Raw genomic sequence first — 21,082 nt, 5'->3', positions numbered from 1 at the left:
GGCATTTAGATAGATTGTAAACGATAGTATAGATTATAGATAGATGATTATAGACAATAAATAAAGAGGTGACATAATGTTAAATAAAAGTAAGTGTAAAGATTGTTTTAAGTTTGCAAGTAATAATAATTGCTTAGGGTATGAGGGGAAATTGTATCTAAGCAAATATAGTTGTTGTGATATAGATAAGATAGTAAAGGATAATACATATAGCAAAGCATTTAATATATATGCTTTTGATAAAGATAATGTATTGATTGATTACTATGATAGCAAAGCATTAGATATTAATATAGATTAAGTGATATTATAATATAATATTTTATAAAAAAATAATTAAAATAAGTTGGCAGCCTAATGATGTAATTTAATTTTGAAAATAGATTTAAAATTAATCCCCCTCCTATAAAATGCAAAAAAAATTTGGGGGGTTTGGGAGACTTTTGGGGGATTTATTTATTACAAATCCAATTTTGATGCCCTAAAATAAAAAAAAGTAAAATACAAGCAGAACCGTTGAAACACCTACATTTCTTATTAAAAATGGGTGTTTTTTTGGTGCTTTTTGCCCCCTTTTTAAAATATAAAAATGCAAAGGAGTAGTGGGTATGAACATAAATTTAAAAACGGCTATGATACAAGATTTAGAAAATCTGAACTATGAAGTAACTAATTATGATAAAAAAATTATGGATATGATAGTTACTTTATATAATCAAATAAAAGATTGTGATAGAGGTTTACAGAAAGAAGGACTAATCATTGTAGTAGATGAAAAAGTCAAAGCAAATCCAAGAATGGATGTAAAATTGAAGTTACTATCAACTTTAAAATCATATTTAGGAATGTTTCCATTAGACATAAAAACTAAAATGATTATGCTAATAGAACAAGAAATAGAAGAAGAATGCGGAACTGATGACAGTTATGCAAACCATTTAGTATTAGAAATATAGGGGTGATACTATGAGTAAATATTTAAAAAGAAAAGTCCATAAAAGGGCGAACATGAAACAAATAATTAGTGCAAAAGAAAGACAAGAACAAAAGATAAAGAACCCAATAGAACTAATAATAGACGGTGATTTAGATAACATAGAAATAGAAGATTACTGCAAAGCAAATATTCAAAGTGGTATAAAGACAAAAGATTTTGAATTAGTAAAGCAAAGTTTGGAATTGTGTAATTACTTTAATTGGACTTATTGCAACGGAAATGCTTGTAAATGTCCTCTATTAGATAAGAGGATAGAAGGCTTTAAAGATGTGGTTAAAAATAAAGAATTATGCAGATTGTTTAAATAAGGTTTGGTGATAAAGATGATAAATGAAAATTTACTTAGAACCTTTACAGTAAATGTAAACATGAAAGCCTTAACAAAAAATATTAATACAAGAGCTACGTTTAAAAAGAATGATTTCAAAACAGGTGTATTAGCCTTTAATCTTAATATGGACGGCATACCTTTAGATATAACAGATTGTGAAGTAAAGGCTTTTATATTAAATAGTGATAATGAAAAAGAATGTATTGAGGGTATAATAACAAGTCCAAAGCATGGAAAAGTGTGCATTGGTCTTAGTAAGAAAGCATTAAGTTGTATAGGCGAAAATCGTATGGAGCTTTTAGTTAAATACGGAGAACAAAAACTATATTCGCCTAAAATGTACTATAAAGTATCAGAAACTATTTTTAAAGATTAATAAATTATAATTTCATAAAAAATTTTCTCCTTATAGGGTGGTATATGATTATATGCCACCCTATTTTTTTTTTTTCTGTTGAGGAATTTTTACAGGTACAAAATTTTATTTATAGATATATAAAAAAGAGGTGTAAGTATATGAGATTAGTAAAAGGGCATGGCATTTATGAAAAAGGAAAGTATAAGTGTAGTATCAATAGGAAACCCACTAGAGAATATAATTTATGGTCAAATATGTTGGGAAGGGTATATAGTGCAAGTTACCATATAAAAAAGCCTACATATAAGAACGTTTCGGTTTGCGAAAGGTGGATATACTTTCAGAACTTTGCAGAAGATATTAATAATATGTACGGATTTAATTTAAAAGATGATAAGGGAAACAATTACCAACTAGATAAGGATTTTTTAAATATAGAAAATAAGATATACTCAAAAGAGAATTGTGTATTTATACCAAGCGAATTAAATAACTTTATTACCCAATTACAAGTAAATAAAGGTAAGTTTCCGACTGGAGTTACCTATAATAAAAGGTATAAAAAGTACCAAGCTATACTATATGGAGAAGGTAAAAGGGAGTTTGAATTTTTTGATAGTGTAGAAGAATGCAGAACGGCTTATATAAAATCAAGAAATAATTATGCTAGAAAGTTGGCACACAGATATAGTGGAAAAGTAGACCAGAGGGTAATAGGATTGCTAGAAACTTATAACGAAGAAGATTATACGGGCAACAGGCAAGAAATAGCCTTAAAAGGTTAATTTGCTCAAGTATTTTCTACTTGCGAAACATATATAATTAAACTATAATAATATATATAATATATGTAAGGTTAAAAAAGACCTTGCAATGATGATATATGTTCCTACAACAGAACAGGAAACAGAATTGAAAAAGTATTTAAATTTCAACGTTTTTGAGGGATAAACCTCTCAAGAAGATGACGACGTTCAAAATGTTTACCATAACTGGGAAATAACTGAATAGTTATTATGAGTTAGGGATTTTAACGTTTTAGAATTTAAAATGTGATAATATAACACCTATGATTATGAAATATGGAGAAATCTGTGTTGAGTAATTAGAGGTGTTTTTTGCTTATTGTAAGAGTAAACATTGATTACTAGAGATTGAAGAAATAACAAATATACACTAAGGGATAAATTATAATTTTTAAGATATATTATTTATCTATATTATAAAATTAATATTTTATTTTGTTATTTCTTTAAGATGATAAATCATATATTTCTGATGTTGGGGTTCTTAGCGAATTATCTAGAAAAAGCTTAGAGCTTGAAGTCGGGAAAGTACAAAATGATGGGAAATGTGATTATAAATTTAAAGATAATCCAAAACAAGAAGGTGAATATATTTTATATCAAAGAAAGCCTAATAAAGATTGGAAACAGATATACAGCTTTTCTTTAGAAGCACAACTAGATATCGATTTTGTATTGCCTTCTTTTTATTGTGAATCACACCCAAATTCACCATTTATAAATTCAATGAAAGTTGCGCGTTATACAGAAGATGAGCATATAAGATTTTTTGATGGAGAACTAATCTTTTATAAAGACGGTCAAGTTATAAAAATAGAAAAAGTTCGAGAAGATAAGATTGATGATGTATTAAAAGAATATTTTAATATAGTGCTTGATAATTTTGTAAAAGTATTAGTATAACTATTACTAATGATTGAATATTTGACAAAGTCAACTAATTTATATATAATCTAAATTGTTAAATATTGAGAGGTGGTAATGTGAAAAATGAATCATTTGCCGTTTATATATCAATAATAAGAAAGTACTTTGTATCATATTGTACTGAAAAAATTTCTAAATTTGGGGTAACTTATACTCAATTATTTGTTTTAATTTATATAGGCAAAAATAATGAGTGTTCTCCTAAAGAAATTGTAGAATATCTTAAAATAGATGCAGGACAATTAAACCGTATTTTAACAAAATTATTAGAGAAAGATTTAATCAATCAGAGAAAGAATAATAATGATAGACGATTTAATGTTTTGAGTTTAACCGAAAGTGGTAAAAATATAGTCCAAGAGAGCCAGAAACTCTTTTATTCATGGGATACACAAGTTTTATCTGATATTGATGAAAATAGCATACAAGAATTGATGAATTTAATGAAAAAGATTATTTTTAAATTAAATGAAATAGATGGAGGAAAACAAAATGAACAAATTAAAAGATTTTATGAACATATTGACAGGTAGCTTTAATAACTCTGAGCAGTTTGACAAAATGAAACTAGATAATATAGATTTTCCTTATGCTGAACATGTAAATACGATTTGTAATGACAAAATTATAAATTTACCAGAAGATTTTAAAGGAATTTTTATGGTTGAAGAAAGTTATTATACATCAAATGGAAATACACATGCTTCACCTCACTTATTTTTATTTACACAAGAAGAAAATGGAATTAAATTAACTTCTTATGAAGTACCAAATGGATATGATAAAAATACATTTACTTATAAAGATTTAAAAGAAATAGATTATAATGAGTTAAGAGTATCAGAAAAATTTACCCCAGCATTATATATTGAAAAAGATGGAGTATGGGAAGGTGGCAGCACAAGCATGTTTTCACCTGTCTTGAAATTTACTTTGTTTGAACGATTTTCAGAAGAGTATTTAGAGGTTAGTGAAACTATGGAAGTTAGAGGTAAGAGAACTTTCGGATATGATGAACCAATTATTTATAAGAGGGTTATTTAGATAATAAATATTTAAAGATAGAATATTGATATTATAAGGCAGTTGATTTTATCGTCAACTGTCTTTTTATATAAAGTAACACCATCAAGATTGTGTGTTCCAGTTTTAGATGTACAGAATATATAGATATATTTATGGGGGATTATGATTGAAATTTAGCCATTGCACAGCAATGTTAACTTGCATTGCTTGATGAAATTGGTGAGTTTTTATAAGATAAAAGTATAAATTAAAAATTTAGGAGGCTCTATATGTTAAATGAAAATTTAAAACAACTTAGAAAAAGTAAGGGGTTATCTCAAGAGGAATTAGCAATAAGATTAAATGTAGTTCGTCAAACAATTTCGAAATGGGAAAAAGGGTTATCAGTTCCAGATGCAGATATGCTAATAAAAATCGCTGATATTTTTGAAGTAAGTGTAAGCAAATTATTAGGTGCAAAAATAGGTGAAAAAAAAGAACAAGATGTAAATGAAGTTGCAGATCAATTGATGAGGATTAATGAACAATTGGCTATAAAAAATAGACGTTCACATCGAATTTGGAAAACTGTTGGGATTGTACTTTTACTGTTTGTAATTTTTAATATTGGATTAGTAGTACTAAATTATGCTGCCTTCGATAGTTTTGAAAATAATACAAACGTACAAGTAGAAAATGTAGGGGAATAATAAAAATGAGGTATGGATACAAACTATACCTCATTTTTTTATGATATAAAAGTATAATTTAGTGCTACAATTAAAAAAAGTAAAAGTTAGAAAGGGGATAGAATAGTGGAACAAACATATGATTTGACACAGGGGAATATAAAAAGACAGTTGATATATCTTTCTATACCACTTTTGATAGGAAGTATATTTCAACAATTTTATAATACAATAGATAGCATAATTGTTGGGACTTATGTGGGGCATGATGCTTTTGCAGCAATTGGGATTTCAGGCACTGTTATGAATTTATTTATATTTATAATAATAGGATGTTGCACAGGAGTATCAATTATAACGGCACAATTATATGGTGAAAAAAATTACGATAAAATGAGAAATGAGATATTTTTATCTTCAATTTTAGGCATAGCTGTAACTATTATAATAAGTATTTTGGGAATTTTATTTATGCCTATTATATTAAATATAATCCAAACTCCAGTAGAATTAACAGGATATGTAACTCAGTATATGAATGTAATATTAGGAGGACTTATAACAACTTTTCTTTATAATTTTTTATCCTCAATTTTAAGATCAGTCGGAAATACAAGAATGTCACTAATATTTTTAGTAATTTCAATTTTTCTAAATGTAATACTAGATTTACTGTTAATAAAACAATTTTCAATGGGAATAATGGGAGCGGCTTTGGCAACTGTAATATCTCAAGCTGTTTCAGCATTATTGTGTTATTTTTATATAATTTACAAGATTCCATTTTTAAAAGTTAAAAAAATTGATATGAAGTATAATTCAGGTTTGATAAGATTGACTTGCCAATATTCGTTTGTATCGGCATTACATCAATCATCACTTTATATAGGAAAACTTCTTGTCCAAGGTGCAGTTAATTCACTCGGTGTTGATGCAATTTCTGCATATACAGCAACAGGTAGAATTGAGGATGTAATCTTAGCATTTGGAAATAGTGGCTCTGAGGCAACTTCAATATTTATTGCACAAAATACAGGAGCAAAAAATCAAAAGAGAGTATTAGAAGGATTTAAAGATGCATTAGTATTAATACAATTAGTTTGTATAGGATTGATTTTATTTATATTCTTCCGTTCAGATATTTTGCTTAATTTCTTTTCATTTGATGAGGGAAAGACTGTATTAAATTATGGAGTACAATATTTTAAAATTATATCATTTTTCTATATAATTAGTTTGGTCGGAAGTATATTTGTTGGATTTTATAGGGGAACAGGGCATGTAAATATACCTGTTATAGGAACTACATTACAAATAAGCATAAGAGTAATACTTTCTTATTTATTAGTCAAATTTATGGGTATTGGTGGAGTAGCTCTTGCTACAGGAATAGGATGGATAGGAATAGTTACATTCCAAATATCAGTATTTGTAATAAAGAAATATTATAAAGTTAAAGAAGAGGAGGAGTAACTATAAAATAATAATATATCATAAAAGATATATGTAATATCTATTTTGAATAAAAATATGGAAAAAGGATTGATGCATAAAATACACCAACCCTTAAGAAAATTAAATGAAAAGTGAGTATATCAAAATATAAATTAAATAAATTTAAAATATATTTTTACACTATTTTTATTGGGTAAGTAAATTTATTTAGCGTGTTCAGCTAATTCTTCTTTGATAACTTCAGCCATTCTCTTAATACCTTCAACTATCTTGTCTTCAGGCATATTAGAATAATTTAATCTACAAGTATTATAAACACCGCCATTAGGGTAGAAAGATTCACCAGGAACGTAAGCTACATCTTTTTCAAGACATTTTTTAGCCATTTCTCCTGCATTGATTCCTTCTGGTAGTATAACCCATGTAAATAATCCTCCTTGAGGGTGAGTAAATTCAACACAGTCTGGGAATTCTTCTTCCATGGCTTTCATCATAACATCTCTACGTTTTTTGTAGCATGCTTTGATTTGTTCAACATGGGCATCCAAATCATACATATCCATAAATTTGTTAACTTCCATTTGAGATATTGTAGAGGCTTGAAGGTCAGCACCTTGTTTACAAATGTTGAATTTGTTTAATATTTCAGGAGATGCACAAGTCCAACCAAGTCTATATCCTGGGCAGAATATCTTAGAGAATGTACCCAAGAAAACAACCAAGCCCTTAGTATCTAAAGCCTTTAAAGCAGGTAGATATTCCCCATCGAATCTCAATTCTCCATAAGGATCATCTTCTATAACCGGTATTTCATATTTATTGATGATTTCCATAAATTTTTTTCTTCTTTCCATTGGCCAAGTTCTACCTGATGGATTTTGGAAATCAGGAATAACATAAATAAATTTAACTTTGTCGTTAGTAGCAAGAACTTTTTCTAATTCTTCCATAATCATACCGTCATTATCAGTAGGTATTTCAATAAATTCTGGTTCATATGCTTTCATAGCATTTAAAGCACCCATATATGAAGGGCTTTCACATAGTACAACATCACCCTTGTCTAAAAATGCTTTACCAGCAAAGTCTAGACCTTGTTGAGACCCACTAGTTATTAATATATCGTCAGCAGTAACATTAGTTTTTAATTTAGTATTCATTCTTTGTGCAATTTTTTCTCGAAGTGGAGCATATCCTTCAGTAGTTGTATACTGAAGAGCAACCTTACCTTGTTCTTCTAATACTGCTAAAGAAACTTTTTTCATTTCTTCAACCGGGAATAATTCTGGAGCAGGCATACCTCCAGCAAATGATATAACTTCTGGTCTTTGAGTAATTTTTAAAAGTTCACGAATTGCAGAACCTTCTAGATTATCTAATCTTTTTGCAAATTTTACAGCCATAAAAAGCACCCCCTATTAGTTTTTAAATAAAGCTTTATAAGTAAGACTGATTTATTAATTAAGAATAAAGATTTCATTACATAAAATAAAAATAATATATTACTTATAATAATTATACATAATAATTGGAATAATCAGGCAATAAGGAAAATTTATAGAATGGAATAAAAAATATTTATGATTAAAGAGATTCTACAATGATAAAAGGATAAAGTTTAGTAATTTCAACAGTTTCAAAAAAATAAACATCTATAAAATTAAAAAAATATAAAAAATATAACTTAGATAAGATATTTTTGCGATATAAAGGACAAACTTAAAATTTATTAATTATTTTTGAACATGAAACAAACTTTATTAATAAAAAAAATTGAAAAACTAAAATTGCTTTTTAAAATAAACGTAATAAAAAATATTTATACCTATGGATAAAATTTACATATTAGCTGTTTTTCAAAAACTATATATATAATTTAAGTATAAGAATTGTTCTAGTTTTTATTTAAATTTATTTAGTAGAATTAAAAAATATATAGTGAAATTTAACAAAAGATTTAAGAATAAGAATTATTGTATTAAATACATAACAATTTGATGAATGCCATAGAACAAAAGGCTATATTAGTATCTAAAAGATAGGTGATAAAAATGATAAAAGATGATAAAAGAGTAAGACTATTTATTGGACATTATGGCAGTGGAAAAAGTGAAGTATCAATAAATTATGTTACAAAATTAAGAAAGATAGTAGATGGAAAAATAGCATTTGCAGATTTGGATATAGTAAACGTATATTTTAGAACTAGAGAAAAGAAAGAACAGCTTAGAGCTATGGGCATAAATCCAATTGATAGTTCTATAGAAACAGATACATTAGATTTACCAGCAGTATCAGCACAAGTAATGACACCTTTACATGAAAAGGATGTAGATTATGTGATAGACGTTGGCGGAGATAATGTTGGGACAAGAGTTGTAGGAAGATTTGCAGAACATTTTGTAGAAGGTGAATACGATATGTTCTGTGTAGTAAATGCAAATAGAGAGCAAACTCAAACTGCAGAGGATGTCATAAAGTTTATAAAATCTATGGAGGAAACTTCAAAATTAAAAGTAACTGGTTTAATAAACAATACACATTTAATAAGACAAACTACTGTAGAAGATGTTTTAAGAGGTCAAAAATTAGCTAGAGAGGTTTCAGATTTAACTAATATCCCAATAAAATATGTTTCATGTTTAAGAAGTCTAGTAGATTCACTACCAGATAACTTAGAAGGGGATATATTACCAATAGATTTATATCTGAGAGAAGAATGGATGTAGTGTGAGTTTTATAAAACACAATGTTAAGGGGGGCTATAAAATGGCTAAAGGTAAAGTGACTTTTGATGTAGAACGTTGTAAAAGTTGTGGATTATGTGTTGAAGCATGTCCAAAGGAAATATTAGCAATAGATACAGATTATATAAATCAAAAAGGATATAATCCAGCAAAAGTGATTGATGAAGAAAAATGTGTTGGATGTGCAAGTTGTGCACTTATGTGTCCAGATGTTGTTATAACTGTGGAAAGATATTAATTATTTCGAATTAGGGGGGAATTAATAATGGCTAAAATACTTATGAAAGGTAATGAAGCATTTGGTAAAGCAGCTATAGAAGCTGGATGCCGTTACTTCTTTGGATATCCAATAACTCCACAAAGTGAGTTACCAGAATATTTATCAAGAGAACTTCCAAAAGTAGGAGGGGCTTTTGTTCAAGCTGAATCAGAATTAGCAGCTATAAATATGGTATATGGAGCAGGAGGTTCAGGTGTTAGAGCGATGACATCCTCATCTTCTCCAGGGGTAGCATTAAAACAAGAAGGAATTACTTACTGTGCAGGTGCTGAAGTACCTTGTGTAGTTTTAAATATAATGAGAGGTGGTCCAGGTCTTGGAACAATACAACCTTCTCAATCTGACTATTATATGAGTACTAAAGGTGGTGGAAATGGAGACTATAGAACTCCTGTATTTGCTCCATCATCAGTTCAAGAAGCAGTCGATATGATTATAGAAGCATTTGACGTAGCGGATCAATATAGAACTCCTGTTATGGTAGTTGCAGATGGTATGATAGGTCAAATGATGGAACCTGTTGATTTTGATAAAGAACGTAAAGTTAGAGATTTGGCTCCAAAAGATTGGGCTGCTTGTGGACATCAAAACAAGAGAAAACCAAATGTAATAAATTCTCTTTATTTACAATCAGAAGAACTAGAAAGACATAACCAACATCTAGAAAGAAAATATAAAGCTATAGAAGAAAATGAAGCTCAATATGAATTATATAAAACTGAAGATGCTGAATTAGTATTTGTAGCATATGGAACAGTTTCTAGAATAGTTAAATCTACTATAAAATCAATGAGAAAAGATGGATACAAAGTAGGATTAATTAGACCGAAAACTTTATGGCCATATCCAAATGAAGCATTCAAGAAAATACCAAATGCTAAAAACTTATTAGTAGTAGAAATGAGTTTAGGTCAAATGATAGATGATGTTAGATTAGCATGTGAATGTAAATTACCGGTTCACTTCTATGGAAGAAGTGGTGGTATGATACCAGTGCCAAGTGATATAGCTGAAAAAGCTAAAGAAATAATGGGAGAAGTCGCTTTAGGAGGTGCTAAATAATGGCTGTAGTATTTAAGAAAACTAACGGTTTAACTGATGCGATAACTCACTACTGTCCAGGATGTACACATGGTATAATCCATAGATTAGTAGCAGAGGTATTAGAAGAAATGGGATTATTAGGAGATGCTATAGGTGTAGTTCCTGTAGGATGTTCAGTATTAGCATATAATTATTTTAATGTAGATACACATGAAGCTGCTCATGGTAGAGCTCCAGCTGTAGCTACTGGTATAAAGAGAACTCATCCAGATAAGTTTGTATTTACTTATCAAGGTGATGGTGATTTATCTTCAATCGGTATGTGTGAAATTGTTCATGCTGCTGCTAGAGGAGAAAAAATAAGTACTATATTCGTTAACAACGGTATATATGGTATGACTGGCGGTCAAATGGCACCAACTACATTAATAGGTCAAAGAGCTACAACAGCTCAAGATGGTAGAGATCCAGAAAGAAATGGATTCCCTATAAGAGTTAGTGAAATGCTTGCAACTTTAACAGGTGCAGTATTTGTAGAAAGAGTAACAGTAGATACTCCTAAAAATGTTAGAAATGCTAAAAAAGCAATAAGAAAAGCTTTTGAAGTTCAACAAGCAGGATTAGGATTTGGTATAGTTGAAGTTTTATCTACTTGTCCAACTAACTGGGGTCTAGCTCCAAACGATGCACTACAATGGTTAAGAGATAATATGATGAAATACTATATCCCAGGTAATAAAAAAGATATTGATATAGAAGCCGCAAAAGCAGCGAAGGAGGCGAAATAATATGGCAACATCTAGAGTAATTTGTGCAGGATTTGGTGGTCAAGGTGTAATGTCTATGGGACAATTATTGACATATGCAGGAATGCTAGAAGGAAAAGAAGTTGCATGGTTGCCTTCTTATGGACCAGAAATGCGTGGTGGTACTGCAAACTGTGCAGTAACAGTATCTGATGAACCTGTTGGTTCCCCAGTTATAGCAAATGATGCAACTTGCGCAGTAATAATGAACCTACCTTCTATGAAATTTGTCAAAGATGTTGTACCAGGTGGACATATATTAGTTAATAGCTCTCTAATAGATACAAAAGTTGATAGAGATGATGTAAAAGTTACTTATATACCAGCTAATGATATAGCAGGTGAAATGGGAATGCCTAAGGTTGCAAATATGATAATGTTAGGTGCATGTCTAAAGGTAACTAATGCAGTTGATATAGAATCAGTATTACATGCTTTCTTGAAAGTATTTGGAGAAAGAAAATCTAAATTTATACCTATAAATAGAGAAGCCTTACAAAAAGGCATGGATGCAGTTAGTTAAAAAAATTTAATATAAAAAATAATATGGCCCAAAAAGGATTGTCTGACAGCTTTATTGCTGTTGGACAATTCTTTTTTGTATGTAAAACAATAAAAATTAGTTAGAAATGTGTTATACTTAAAATATAATTATAAAAAATATATTAAACATATATACAAATACATACATACAAATACATTTATAAATGGGCCTTTATAGAGGATTTTCTCTTATAAATATATAATTAAATGAAAAGGTGATTATATTGAAATTAGAACAAATAAGCTATATTTTAGAAATCGCTAAACAAGGATCTATAGGAAAAGCTGCTAAAAAGCTATACATGAGTCAACCAAATCTAAGTATGTCTATAAGGATGCTAGAAGAAGAATTGGGATTTAAAATTTTTGATAGAAGTAATTCCGGTGTAGAGTTGACAGCTAAAGGTATGGAGTTGCTTCAATATGGTGAAGAAATTGAGCGAAATATGGACTTAATAAGAAATATGAACACCATAGCAAAGGACGAAAAAGTCAATTTTAGGATTTCTTCATATTATATATTTTTTATAAAACATATTATCTTGGAGTTAAATAATAGACATAAAAATGAAATGTTAAACTTGATAATCAATCAAGATAGTTTTTCAAATGTTATTAGAGATGTAGAAACAGGTCTTTCTGATATTGCAGTAATAAAAATAACTAGACCTGTAAGTTTTACTAATAATAGAACTTTTATGTCTAAAAACTTGGAATTTATAAGAGTTACAGATGGACATGTCTGTGTACAAGTAAGAGCTGGTCATCCATTATGCAAAACAAAAGAAAAAGTAGATATTGATAATTTAAAAAAATATTTATTGTTAACTAATGAGTATGTAGACAGAAGTTACATATCCATGTGGATTGGTAATGAGTTAGATTATGATAATTTCAATCATTTTATAACTGTACAGGACCACGAGATGCTTTCTTATTTTTTGCATAAAACAGATGGTGTGTATTTCTCTTTAAGAGGAACGCCTATAAAGAAAAAAATAGAGCTAGATGATGGCACTGTGTTAATTCCATTATCTAAAAAAATTACTTTAGACTGTGGTTACATTAAAAGAAAAGATGAAGCTTTATCTCCTATAGCAGAAGAATTTGTAAACATATATAAAGAGTTTGCAGAAAATAATGATGTGAGGGATTAAATTATAAATTTTTTGGTCAGAATAGATTTCTGGCTTTATTTTTTTGTCAAATTAATTAAAAAATAATAGCAATATAAGTTAAAGTCATTACTTATTCAAGTAAAATAACATTATTAAATAAAAAGAATATGTTATAAAAATTTCTTATATCTAAAGATAAAAAATACATATTATCTATTCATATAAAAATAATTATATAATTAAATTAAGAAAACGATTTTTAATTCAAAACTAGATCAATTCAATATATATTTTCAAAAATAACTATAAATCTATTAAATTTTTAAACCAAGAACAATCTTAAATTACGTGTCAAAATAAATCACAATCTGAATATAAAAAATCTCACAAGGTAAAAGGGGTGGATTTATGAAAATAGAAGATGTTATAAATTTGGCTAAAAAAAGAGGAGCAAAGACAGTAGCAGTTGCGTGTTGCCAAGATAAAGAAGTTTTGTTAGCTGTTGAAAATGCTAGAAAAGAAGGTATAATAAATGCAATTTTGGTAGGAGATATAGATAAAACAAAGCAAATTGCAGAAAGCCTAAATATAAGCCTAGAAAATTATAAATTAATAGACATAAGTGACTTAAGTGAGGCTTGTCTAAAAGCTGTACAACTTGTTTCTGAAGGTAGCGCAGATATTGTAATGAAAGGCCTAGTAGACACATCCATTATATTAAAAGCTGTTTTAAATAAAGAAATAGGTCTTAGAACAGGAAATGTATTAAGTCATACAGGAGTATTTCATGTTGAAGGATATGACAAATTATTCTTTATAACAGATGCTGCTATGAATATTGACCCAGATTTAAATACAAAAAAACAAATAATTCAAAATGCTGTCAAACTTGCAAGAGCATTAGATATAGACGAACCTAAGGTTGCAGTACTTTGTGCAAAAGAAAAAGTTAATCCAAAGATGCCGGATACAGTTGATGCAAAAGAATTAGAAGAAATGAATAAAAAAGGAGAAATTAAAGATTGTATAGTAGGTGGACCGTTTGCGCTCGACAACGCTATTAGTGAAGAAGCGGCAAAACATAAAGGAATAGACCATCCTGTAGCAGGAAAAGCGGACATACTGCTTGTACCGGATATTGAGGCAGGAAATATATTTTATAAATCTATGACTTTCTTTGCAAAAGCCCAAAGTGCGGGATTGGTTCTTGGAGCTAAAGCACCTATAGTTTTAACATCGAGAGCAGATAGCGATATAACAAAATTAAATTCCATTGCATTAGGCGTATTAGCAGCCTCTAAAAAAGATTAATTGTATTTAGTTAAAAATAGATAAGTATAGATTACTTTTTGTCAAAAGCTCTAATTAGAGAAAGTTTAGTATTTAAAATTAGGGGGAATTAATATGGAAAAGTTATTTAAAATTTTAGCGATAAATCCAGGTTCAACATCTACTAAGATAGCTGTTTATCAAGATAAAGAAGAAATATTTGAAAAAACACTTAGACATTCATCTGAGGAAATTGATAAATTTGAAAAGATAGCAGATCAATTAGATTTTAGAAAAGATATAATCGAAAATGTATTAAAAGAAGGTGGCATAAACTTAGGCGATTTAGATGCAGTAGTTGGTAGAGGTGGTTTATTAAAACCAATTAAAGGAGGAACTTATATAGTAAATGATGCAATGGTTGAAGACTTGAAAATAGGCGTATCGGGACAACATGCATCAAACCTTGGAGGTATAATTGCTAGACAAATTGGCGATGAAATTAATGTGCCTTCATATATCGTAGACCCAGTTGTTGTAGATGAAATGGAGGAAGTTGCTAGATTATCAGGAGTTCCAGAAATGCCTAGAATTAGTATATTCCACGCATTAAATCAAAAGGCAATAGGAAGAAGGGCGGCAGAAAATATAGGTAAAAAATACGAAGACTGTAATTTTTTAATTGTACATATGGGTGGTGGAATTACTGTAGGAGCCCATAAAAAAGGTAAAGTAATAGATAATACGAATGGACTAGATGGTGAAGGACCTTTTTCACCAGAGAGAAGTGGTGGACTTCCAGTTGGAGCATTGTTTAGAGCATGTTATGGAGATGAAATGACAAAAGACCAAGTTTCAAAAAGAATAAAAGGACAAGGCGGAGTAGTTGCATATCTTGGGACTAATGATATTAGAGAAGTTGAAGCTAGAATAAATGATGGGGATGAAAAAGCAAAACTTGTATATGAAGCTATGATTTACCAAATATGCAAGGAAATAGGAGCATATGCAACAGTTTTAAAAGGCGATATAGATGCGATAATATTAACTGGAGGAATTGCTCATTCTGCTAAGGTAAGAGATATGATAAAAGAAAGAGTGGGATTTTTGGGAGAAGTATTATCTTATCCTGGAGAAGACGAAATGTCAGCATTGGCAGAAGGTGGACTTCGAGTATTAAAAGGCGAAGAAGATGCCTTAATTTATTAATTTGCATTAAAAATTCCATATAGAAATTTTTAAATATACACCTAAAAATGAGGAACAATAATAGAGTACTATTATTTGTTCCTCATTTTATTTGAAGATATAAATAAATTCTTTAAAAAGATTTTTTATAACGCATAGGAAATTATATTCCCTTATAAATAAATTACATCGAATAAAGATTTTTTTATAAAAATTATTGATTTGTGATAAAATAAAATATCTTGATAATGTATATGAAAATGTCTAAATAGGTATTTAAAAGATAAAAAATGGAATAGATTGGAGACATGTTTATGAATAATTTATTAAATCATGGGATTGTTGAGGTTGCAACGCTTATTCCAAATGAAGTAAAGATTGCAAATCCAAAATTTAATGTAGATGAAATGTTAAGACTTCTTGATGATGTTATAGAACAAAATAAATCAGGTAAAAGACAAACTAGAGTAGTAGTATACCCAGAACTGAGCGTTACAGGATATACATGCCATGATTTATTTAATCAATATACTTTAATAAAAAGATCTTATGATGAACTTATAAGATTTGCAAAACTATCAAATAAAGAATATAGTCCACTTATATTTGTAGGGATGCCGATTAGAAAAGACAACCAATTATTTAACTGCGCAGTCGCAATACATAATGGTGAAATAATAGGTGTAGTACCAAAAACATTTATACCTAATTATTCTGAGTTTTACGAAGGAAGATATTTTGCGAGCTCAGTAAATAGAATAGATGACCAAATTGTGATAGGTGGAAAAACAGTTCCGTTTACACCAAATTTATTAGTAGAAGATACTCGCACAGGGGCTATAGTTTCTGCTGAAATTTGTGAGGATGTTTGGGTACCGATACCACCTTCAAAATACCATTGTTTACATGGGGCAAATATAATTGTAAATTTATCAGCAAGTAATGAAACTATAGGAAAAGCTAAGTATAGAGAAGATTTAATAAAAATGCAATCAGCTACATCAAACTGTGGATATGTATACGCATCTGCATCAAGAGGAGAAAGTACGACAGATACTGTATTTTCAGGTCATAGTCTAATTGCAGATTGTGGAGTTATAGTAGGTGAGAGCAAGTTTTTAGAAGATATAGAAATAACTTATGGTGAAATAGATATAGAAAACTGTGAAAATGATAGAACAAAAACGACATCATATATGACTAATGTAAATAAACAAAAATATGAACGTGTTTGTATAGAGACTTTTGCACCAGTAACAGATGAATTTGTTTCAAATAGAGAAATATCAATACTACCATTTGTTCCACACAATATAGATGAGCGTGCTACTGAAATATTAAAATTACAAGCAGCTGGTCTTGCTGGAAGACTTAAAAAAATAAATTGTAAAAATGTTGTTATAGGAATCTCTGGTGGATTAGACAGCACGTTAGCATTAATTGTAGCAGCAGAAGCATTCAACATAAATGGGCTTGATACAAAAGGAATACACGCTATTACAATGCCTTGTTATGGAACTACTGATAGAACATTAAACAATGCAAAAAAATTAATGGAATTATTAAATGTAACATCATATGAGATAAATATAAAAGATGCATGTGAACAACATTACAAAGATATAGGCCATGACAAATCTAACTTAGATGTAACATTTGAAAATGTTCAAGCGAGAGAGAGAACTCAAATACTTATGGATATATCAAATAAAATAGGCGGATTAGTAGTTGGAACTGGCGATTTATCTGAATTAGCATTAGGTTGGTGCACATATAATGGAGACCAAATGAGTATGTATGGAGTAAATGCGTCTATACCAAAAACTTTAGTAAGAGGAATCCTAGAATCATATGCACAACATCACAATGAACTAAGAGAAACTTTATTAGATATTTGTGATACTCCTGTTAGTCCAGAGTTACTTCCTCCAAATGAAGATGGAACAATAAAACAAAAAACAGAAGATAAAATTGGTTCATATGTAATACATGACTTTATACTTTACTACATGCAAAGACATGGATTTGGACCAAGAAAAATATTTGATTTATATATAAATGCAAAAACTATGCATGAAAAGAAAATGGGTGTTGAAAATCCAGTTATAGATAAGGCTGATGTGCTTAAAAATATGGAGATATTCTACAATAGATTTTGGACACAACAATTTAAACGTTCATGTATGCCAGATGGAGTAAAAGTTGGTAGTGTGTCATTATCACCAAGAGGTGACTGGAGAATGGCATCTGATGCATGTCAAAGTATCTGGATAGATGAATTAAACGAATTAAAGAATATAATTAAATAATTTTAAATATATTTTATAAACAGAAGTAAAACAAATTAATCCGTTTAATGTATAATGTATTATTTTTTCTAGCTAGAAAATTTTTCAAATTAAATCTGTAATTTAGATAATATGGTGATACAATATTATAAAGAGGTTAACTAGACGCAAAGTTGTTATAGGGGATTTTGTGTAAGGTGACTAATCATTAAAAAAAGAACAATTTTTGTGTACTCAAATAACCTGCATATACATAAATTTATATATTTTAGGGAATATATAATAAATAATAATAGGTATAGAGAAAGGGGTAAGATATATGTTATACACACCAAAGTACATTTTAGTAGCAGAGTTAGATAAAAAGGTTTGTGAATGCTCTGAATGTAAAAAATTCAGAGTACTATATAATCATAGTCAGATGACTGAAAGTAAAAATGAAGACATTTGTGATTCTACAAGCGATATAATAGCAGTTTGTTCAAAATGTAGTAGAATGTATAGATTTGATATGAGATACATAAAAAATGGAAGCGACCAAAAGCGTACAGTTTCAAATATAAGAGAAATATCTGAAACGAATAGCCAGGTAAGAGAACATATTAAACGTAATTATGGTTCTTATGAAGCATTATTTACTATAAGATCCGAAGATTTTATTACGAAAATAGTAGAAGAAAGAGAAGTAGAAAACGGAAAATATACAGAATACGTCTATATGGAAAAATAAATTTGATTTTGTATATGTAGATTTAGAATAAAACATAATACAAAAAATAAAGGCTTTAAAGCCTTTATTTTTTGACTAATAAAATAAATACGGGGGATAATCTTATGGTTACTGTAAACAAATACCTATATCAAGATGATTTTGGACAAAAAATATGTCCATGCTCAGATGCACAAAAATATAAAGTTTTATTTAGAGAAGTAAACGAAATAGAATTAAAGGTAAGTGAAGTAGAGGCAGTTACAAAAGCATCTATATACAAAATGGAAAAATTAGTAGTTATGTGCACAGAGTGTAAAAAAATATATTTTATCAGCTTATCTTTTGAAGGTAGTTTTAAATCACAATATGTAACACTACATAGTGTTGAGCTATTTGATGAAGATGTAATTGAGGCTAGAAATTTAATAAATAGAAGATATTCTGAATATGAAGGTGAATTAGTAGATATAGCTACAGATGATTATGTTATAAAAGTATTATTAAAATCTGATGATGACGAAAAAACAAATACTGTATATGTATATTTAAATAGAGAAGACAGCATACTATATGCTGATCTACAAAGTGAATAAAAGAACTTACATTAAAATAATAATACTGCATATTAACTATAATTATTACGATTAGTTTATATGCAGTATTATTTAATTTATAAGATAAAATAAAGAGCTAAAGGCAATATTTATTTTTAATAAATATTTAATAAAAATTTTATAAAGTTTTGTTACTTTGATAGAGTAAAGAAAAAATTTTGATAAAACGAGGGATAACTTATGAAGATAAAAAATAAAGTAATAGTTTCTAATATAGTCATAGTAGTAATACCAATATTAACGCTATTAATTATAATGGGGATATCTATAAAAAGTAATAATTACCACGAAACTATAGAAGAAATTATAGAAACTTTAGTTAAGGATAAAAACTCTTTATATTCAGTACAAAGTTTAATATATCAATACGAAGATGATATATTGTCTATACCTAAATCAAGCTATAAAAATACAACACAAAAAGAACTAGAATCCAATCAATTATCAAATTTAAATCAAGAATTAAGTAAATTAGGATATAACTTATCCATAGAAGTAAATAATAAAAATTTATATGATAATTTGACAAAACAGGAACATCAAAAGCTAAGTGACAGTACATGTTAATAGAATTAGAGAAAAAATAGAAGATGAATCAAAAAATATAAAATTTATAGATACAGTATGGGGCGCAGGTTATAGATTCTGCATATAATTAACAAACATAATATTAACAGTTAATAAATAATTAATATTTTATTTTTTTTATAGTTATTTTTATTTTGTATTATAAAGATAAAGAAATAAAAATAAGAAAATATTAGTTGTACAAGCATATAAAATATGTGTGTATCACGAGATTGTAGAGAAGGTGAAGTCTTTTTAATAGATTTTTAGTCTAAATACAGTTTTAAGGAGAGATGAAAATGTTGAATTTAATGTTTGGTGGTTTGTGTATGGCTTTGGCGGATTCTGTACCAGGTGTTTCAGGTGGTACAATATTATTTATTCTTGGAATATATGATAAATTTATAAGTTCGTTAAATAGCCTAGTCTCAAGGGATAAGATAAATTGAAGAAATGGATTTAAATTTCTCGTAAAATTAGGTATGGGATGGATTATAGGATTTTGTATAGGAATATATATGGTAATACCTAATTTTGAATATAATATATACTAGATAAGTTCATTATTTATAGGTTTTATAGTATTTTCCATTCCTGTAATTATAAAAGGTCAAAAAGAAAATATAGTAGATAAGTATCACAATATTATATTTACTGTTATTGGAATATTAGTAGTAGTTTTAATTACTTATTTCAATCCTATATCATCAAATTCTTATAATATAAGTTTTAAATATTTTGATATAGGTTTAATGATTTATATTATGTTAGTAGCAATTATAGCTGTATCTGCAATGGTACTTCCAGGTATATCTGGATCGACTTTGCTTTTGATATTTGGTTTATATCTACCTATTATGAAGAGTATTCACAATATCTTGAATGGGAATTTCAGCCAAATGCCTATTATATTAGTATTTATAGTCGGTTTGATAATTGGAATATTCTCATTTACAAAGCTAGTTAAATATTTATTACAAAAATATACTTCTGAGATGATATATATAATTTTAGGATTGATGATAGGTTCAATATATTCAATCATTATGGAACCCACAACTATTACAGGAACTTACAACTATGTTCCTGTTAATATTTATAATTTTAATGTACTATTTTTTATTCTAGGTGGAGTGTTAATAGGTGCAATTCAATATTTAAAACATTTGATTTTAAAACAATCAACAGATATGAATCTAAAAGAGATAGATTAATTAAAAAAAATTCGCTTTGCTCATGGCGCCAACGACTTCGTCCGTTGCTTTAGTTAATAGGTTGGAAATTATATATTATCCAAAAACCAGATAATATATAATTTTCTTAGAATTAAAAAAGGCT

General features: G+C 28.4%; 24 protein-coding genes and 2 pseudogenes. 25 read left to right on the top strand and 1 reads right to left on the bottom strand.

Annotated features, from left to right (window positions below; genetic code table 11):
* Positions 1 to 76: 76 nt before the first annotated feature.
* From ABCM86_RS02170 to ABCM86_RS02125, 10 genes and pseudogenes are all read left to right on the top strand, one after another.
* A complete protein-coding gene (locus tag ABCM86_RS02170) occupies positions 77 to 301 on the top strand; it encodes a hypothetical protein (protein ID WP_343003381.1) in 225 nt (74 codons plus the stop codon).
* A 307-nt stretch (positions 302 to 608) separates the two neighbouring features.
* Positions 609 to 956 carry a P27 family phage terminase small subunit gene (locus ABCM86_RS02165; RefSeq protein WP_343003380.1) on the top strand — a complete coding sequence of 116 codons (348 nt, stop codon included), beginning with the start codon at positions 609 to 611 and terminating at the stop codon, positions 954 to 956.
* A 10-nt stretch (positions 957 to 966) separates the two neighbouring features.
* Positions 967 to 1,305 (top strand): hypothetical protein, encoded by a 339-nt coding sequence (locus tag ABCM86_RS02160; protein ID WP_343003379.1) that lies wholly within the window; start codon positions 967 to 969, stop codon positions 1,303 to 1,305.
* Positions 1,306 to 1,320: 15 nt separating this feature from the next.
* Positions 1,321 to 1,704, top strand: a complete 384-nt coding sequence (locus tag ABCM86_RS02155) for a BppU family phage baseplate upper protein (protein ID WP_343003377.1) — start codon at positions 1,321 to 1,323, stop codon at positions 1,702 to 1,704.
* 140 nt (positions 1,705 to 1,844) lie between these two features.
* Positions 1,845 to 2,471, top strand: coding sequence for a hypothetical protein (locus ABCM86_RS02150; RefSeq protein ID WP_343003376.1), 627 nt, complete (start codon positions 1,845 to 1,847; stop codon positions 2,469 to 2,471).
* Positions 2,472 to 2,954: 483 nt separating this feature from the next.
* Positions 2,955 to 3,395, top strand: a pseudogene (locus ABCM86_RS02145) (arylamine N-acetyltransferase); the annotation flags it as partial.
* A gap of 80 nt (positions 3,396 to 3,475) precedes the next feature.
* Positions 3,476 to 3,952, top strand: coding sequence for a bilirubin utilization transcriptional regulator BilQ (gene bilQ / locus ABCM86_RS02140; RefSeq protein WP_343003374.1), 477 nt, complete (start codon positions 3,476 to 3,478; stop codon positions 3,950 to 3,952).
* Positions 3,912 to 4,463, top strand: coding sequence for a hypothetical protein (locus tag ABCM86_RS02135; RefSeq protein ID WP_007286297.1), 552 nt, complete (start codon positions 3,912 to 3,914; stop codon positions 4,461 to 4,463). Before bilQ ends, ABCM86_RS02135 begins: the two co-directional genes overlap by 41 nt.
* Before the next feature lie 251 nt (positions 4,464 to 4,714).
* A complete protein-coding gene (locus ABCM86_RS02130) occupies positions 4,715 to 5,134 on the top strand; it encodes a helix-turn-helix domain-containing protein (RefSeq protein ID WP_343003373.1) in 420 nt (139 codons plus the stop codon).
* Positions 5,135 to 5,239: 105 nt separating this feature from the next.
* Positions 5,240 to 6,586, top strand: a complete 1,347-nt coding sequence (locus tag ABCM86_RS02125) for an MATE family efflux transporter (RefSeq protein ID WP_295763088.1) — start codon at positions 5,240 to 5,242, stop codon at positions 6,584 to 6,586.
* Between the two features lie 185 nt (positions 6,587 to 6,771).
* Here ABCM86_RS02125 and ABCM86_RS02120 read toward each other — a convergent pair whose 3' ends face one another.
* The gene (locus ABCM86_RS02120; RefSeq protein WP_343003372.1) at positions 6,772 to 7,971 is read right to left on the bottom strand and encodes a PLP-dependent aminotransferase family protein; all 1,200 of its coding nucleotides are present in this window, start codon (positions 7,969 to 7,971) and stop codon (positions 6,772 to 6,774) included.
* A gap of 648 nt (positions 7,972 to 8,619) precedes the next feature.
* Between ABCM86_RS02120 and ABCM86_RS02115 the strand changes: the two genes are divergently transcribed.
* The 15 genes and pseudogenes from ABCM86_RS02115 to ABCM86_RS02045 all read left to right on the top strand — a co-directional run bounded on the left by ABCM86_RS02115 (position 8,620) and on the right by ABCM86_RS02045 (position 20,958).
* Entirely contained in the window at positions 8,620 to 9,297 is a 678-nt protein-coding gene (locus tag ABCM86_RS02115; RefSeq protein ID WP_295733260.1) for an ATP-binding protein, read from the top strand.
* A 40-nt stretch (positions 9,298 to 9,337) separates the two neighbouring features.
* The gene (locus tag ABCM86_RS02110; RefSeq protein WP_295733262.1) at positions 9,338 to 9,553 is read left to right on the top strand and encodes a 4Fe-4S binding protein; all 216 of its coding nucleotides are present in this window, start codon (positions 9,338 to 9,340) and stop codon (positions 9,551 to 9,553) included.
* A gap of 24 nt (positions 9,554 to 9,577) precedes the next feature.
* Positions 9,578 to 10,657 carry a 3-methyl-2-oxobutanoate dehydrogenase subunit VorB gene (locus ABCM86_RS02105; protein ID WP_343003430.1) on the top strand — a complete coding sequence of 360 codons (1,080 nt, stop codon included), beginning with the start codon at positions 9,578 to 9,580 and terminating at the stop codon, positions 10,655 to 10,657.
* A complete protein-coding gene (locus ABCM86_RS02100) occupies positions 10,657 to 11,427 on the top strand; it encodes a thiamine pyrophosphate-dependent enzyme (RefSeq protein ID WP_195931682.1) in 771 nt (256 codons plus the stop codon). Before ABCM86_RS02105 ends, ABCM86_RS02100 begins: the two co-directional genes overlap by 1 nt.
* 1 nt (position 11,428) lies before the next feature.
* A complete protein-coding gene (locus ABCM86_RS02095) occupies positions 11,429 to 11,968 on the top strand; it encodes a 2-oxoacid:acceptor oxidoreductase family protein (RefSeq protein WP_195931681.1) in 540 nt (179 codons plus the stop codon).
* Positions 11,969 to 12,212: 244 nt separating this feature from the next.
* Positions 12,213 to 13,145 carry a LysR family transcriptional regulator gene (locus ABCM86_RS02090; RefSeq protein ID WP_343003371.1) on the top strand — a complete coding sequence of 311 codons (933 nt, stop codon included), beginning with the start codon at positions 12,213 to 12,215 and terminating at the stop codon, positions 13,143 to 13,145.
* Between the two features lie 369 nt (positions 13,146 to 13,514).
* Entirely contained in the window at positions 13,515 to 14,417 is a 903-nt protein-coding gene (locus ABCM86_RS02085) for a phosphate butyryltransferase (RefSeq protein WP_295733267.1), read from the top strand.
* A 93-nt stretch (positions 14,418 to 14,510) separates the two neighbouring features.
* Positions 14,511 to 15,584, top strand: a complete 1,074-nt coding sequence (gene buk, locus ABCM86_RS02080; protein WP_295733269.1) for a butyrate kinase — start codon at positions 14,511 to 14,513, stop codon at positions 15,582 to 15,584.
* Between the two features lie 293 nt (positions 15,585 to 15,877).
* Positions 15,878 to 17,872, top strand: a complete 1,995-nt coding sequence (locus tag ABCM86_RS02075; protein ID WP_295733271.1) for an NAD(+) synthase — start codon at positions 15,878 to 15,880, stop codon at positions 17,870 to 17,872.
* A 298-nt stretch (positions 17,873 to 18,170) separates the two neighbouring features.
* A complete protein-coding gene (locus tag ABCM86_RS02070; RefSeq protein WP_295778531.1) occupies positions 18,171 to 18,581 on the top strand; it encodes a hypothetical protein in 411 nt (136 codons plus the stop codon).
* Between the two features lie 104 nt (positions 18,582 to 18,685).
* A complete protein-coding gene (locus ABCM86_RS02065; protein ID WP_295733273.1) occupies positions 18,686 to 19,156 on the top strand; it encodes a hypothetical protein in 471 nt (156 codons plus the stop codon).
* A 201-nt stretch (positions 19,157 to 19,357) separates the two neighbouring features.
* Positions 19,358 to 19,744 (top strand): hypothetical protein, encoded by a 387-nt coding sequence (locus ABCM86_RS02060; protein ID WP_343003432.1) that lies wholly within the window; start codon positions 19,358 to 19,360, stop codon positions 19,742 to 19,744.
* A pseudogene (locus ABCM86_RS02055) lies at positions 19,722 to 19,832 on the top strand (helix-turn-helix domain-containing protein); the annotation flags it as partial. The gene ABCM86_RS02060 and the pseudogene ABCM86_RS02055, both read left to right, overlap by 23 nt.
* A gap of 211 nt (positions 19,833 to 20,043) precedes the next feature.
* Positions 20,044 to 20,193, top strand: a complete 150-nt coding sequence (locus ABCM86_RS02050; protein ID WP_343003370.1) for a DUF368 domain-containing protein — start codon at positions 20,044 to 20,046, stop codon at positions 20,191 to 20,193.
* Between the two features lie 105 nt (positions 20,194 to 20,298).
* The gene (locus ABCM86_RS02045) at positions 20,299 to 20,958 is read left to right on the top strand and encodes a DUF368 domain-containing protein (protein WP_343003429.1); all 660 of its coding nucleotides are present in this window, start codon (positions 20,299 to 20,301) and stop codon (positions 20,956 to 20,958) included.
* Positions 20,959 to 21,082 lie beyond the last annotated feature (124 nt).

This window comes from Clostridium sp. 2218st1_F5_2218SCRN_220325 (genome assembly GCF_039062665.1).
Taxonomy (GTDB): Bacteria; Bacillota; Clostridia; order Peptostreptococcales; family Peptostreptococcaceae; genus Intestinibacter.
Note: the sequence above shows the minus strand (reverse complement) of the source record. Positions and strands in the feature narration are given on the sequence as shown.

What these genes read in the sequence shown, in the direction of transcription:
- ABCM86_RS02170 (WP_343003381.1), top strand. Translation starts at nt 77, where the DNA reads ATGTTAAATAAAAGTAAGTGTAAAGATTGTTTTAAGTTTGCAAGTAAT.
- ABCM86_RS02165 (WP_343003380.1), top strand. Translation starts at nt 609, where the DNA reads ATGAACATAAATTTAAAAACGGCTATGATACAAGATTTAGAAAATCTG.
- ABCM86_RS02160 (WP_343003379.1), top strand. Translation starts at nt 967, where the DNA reads ATGAGTAAATATTTAAAAAGAAAAGTCCATAAAAGGGCGAACATGAAA.
- ABCM86_RS02155 (WP_343003377.1), top strand. Translation starts at nt 1,321, where the DNA reads ATGATAAATGAAAATTTACTTAGAACCTTTACAGTAAATGTAAACATG.
- ABCM86_RS02150 (WP_343003376.1), top strand. Translation starts at nt 1,845, where the DNA reads ATGAGATTAGTAAAAGGGCATGGCATTTATGAAAAAGGAAAGTATAAG.
- ABCM86_RS02135 (WP_007286297.1), top strand. Translation starts at nt 3,912, where the DNA reads ATGAACAAATTAAAAGATTTTATGAACATATTGACAGGTAGCTTTAAT.
- ABCM86_RS02130 (WP_343003373.1), top strand. Translation starts at nt 4,715, where the DNA reads ATGTTAAATGAAAATTTAAAACAACTTAGAAAAAGTAAGGGGTTATCT.
- ABCM86_RS02120 (WP_343003372.1), bottom strand. Translation starts at nt 7,971, where the DNA reads ATGGCTGTAAAATTTGCAAAAAGATTAGATAATCTAGAAGGTTCTGCA.
- ABCM86_RS02115 (WP_295733260.1), top strand. Translation starts at nt 8,620, where the DNA reads ATGATAAAAGATGATAAAAGAGTAAGACTATTTATTGGACATTATGGC.
- ABCM86_RS02110 (WP_295733262.1), top strand. Translation starts at nt 9,338, where the DNA reads ATGGCTAAAGGTAAAGTGACTTTTGATGTAGAACGTTGTAAAAGTTGT.
- ABCM86_RS02100 (WP_195931682.1), top strand. Translation starts at nt 10,657, where the DNA reads ATGGCTGTAGTATTTAAGAAAACTAACGGTTTAACTGATGCGATAACT.
- ABCM86_RS02095 (WP_195931681.1), top strand. Translation starts at nt 11,429, where the DNA reads ATGGCAACATCTAGAGTAATTTGTGCAGGATTTGGTGGTCAAGGTGTA.
- ABCM86_RS02085 (WP_295733267.1), top strand. Translation starts at nt 13,515, where the DNA reads ATGAAAATAGAAGATGTTATAAATTTGGCTAAAAAAAGAGGAGCAAAG.
- buk (WP_295733269.1), top strand. Translation starts at nt 14,511, where the DNA reads ATGGAAAAGTTATTTAAAATTTTAGCGATAAATCCAGGTTCAACATCT.
- ABCM86_RS02075 (WP_295733271.1), top strand. Translation starts at nt 15,878, where the DNA reads ATGAATAATTTATTAAATCATGGGATTGTTGAGGTTGCAACGCTTATT.
- ABCM86_RS02070 (WP_295778531.1), top strand. Translation starts at nt 18,171, where the DNA reads ATGTTATACACACCAAAGTACATTTTAGTAGCAGAGTTAGATAAAAAG.
- ABCM86_RS02065 (WP_295733273.1), top strand. Translation starts at nt 18,686, where the DNA reads ATGGTTACTGTAAACAAATACCTATATCAAGATGATTTTGGACAAAAA.
- ABCM86_RS02060 (WP_343003432.1), top strand. Translation starts at nt 19,358, where the DNA reads ATGAAGATAAAAAATAAAGTAATAGTTTCTAATATAGTCATAGTAGTA.
- ABCM86_RS02050 (WP_343003370.1), top strand. Translation starts at nt 20,044, where the DNA reads ATGTTGAATTTAATGTTTGGTGGTTTGTGTATGGCTTTGGCGGATTCT.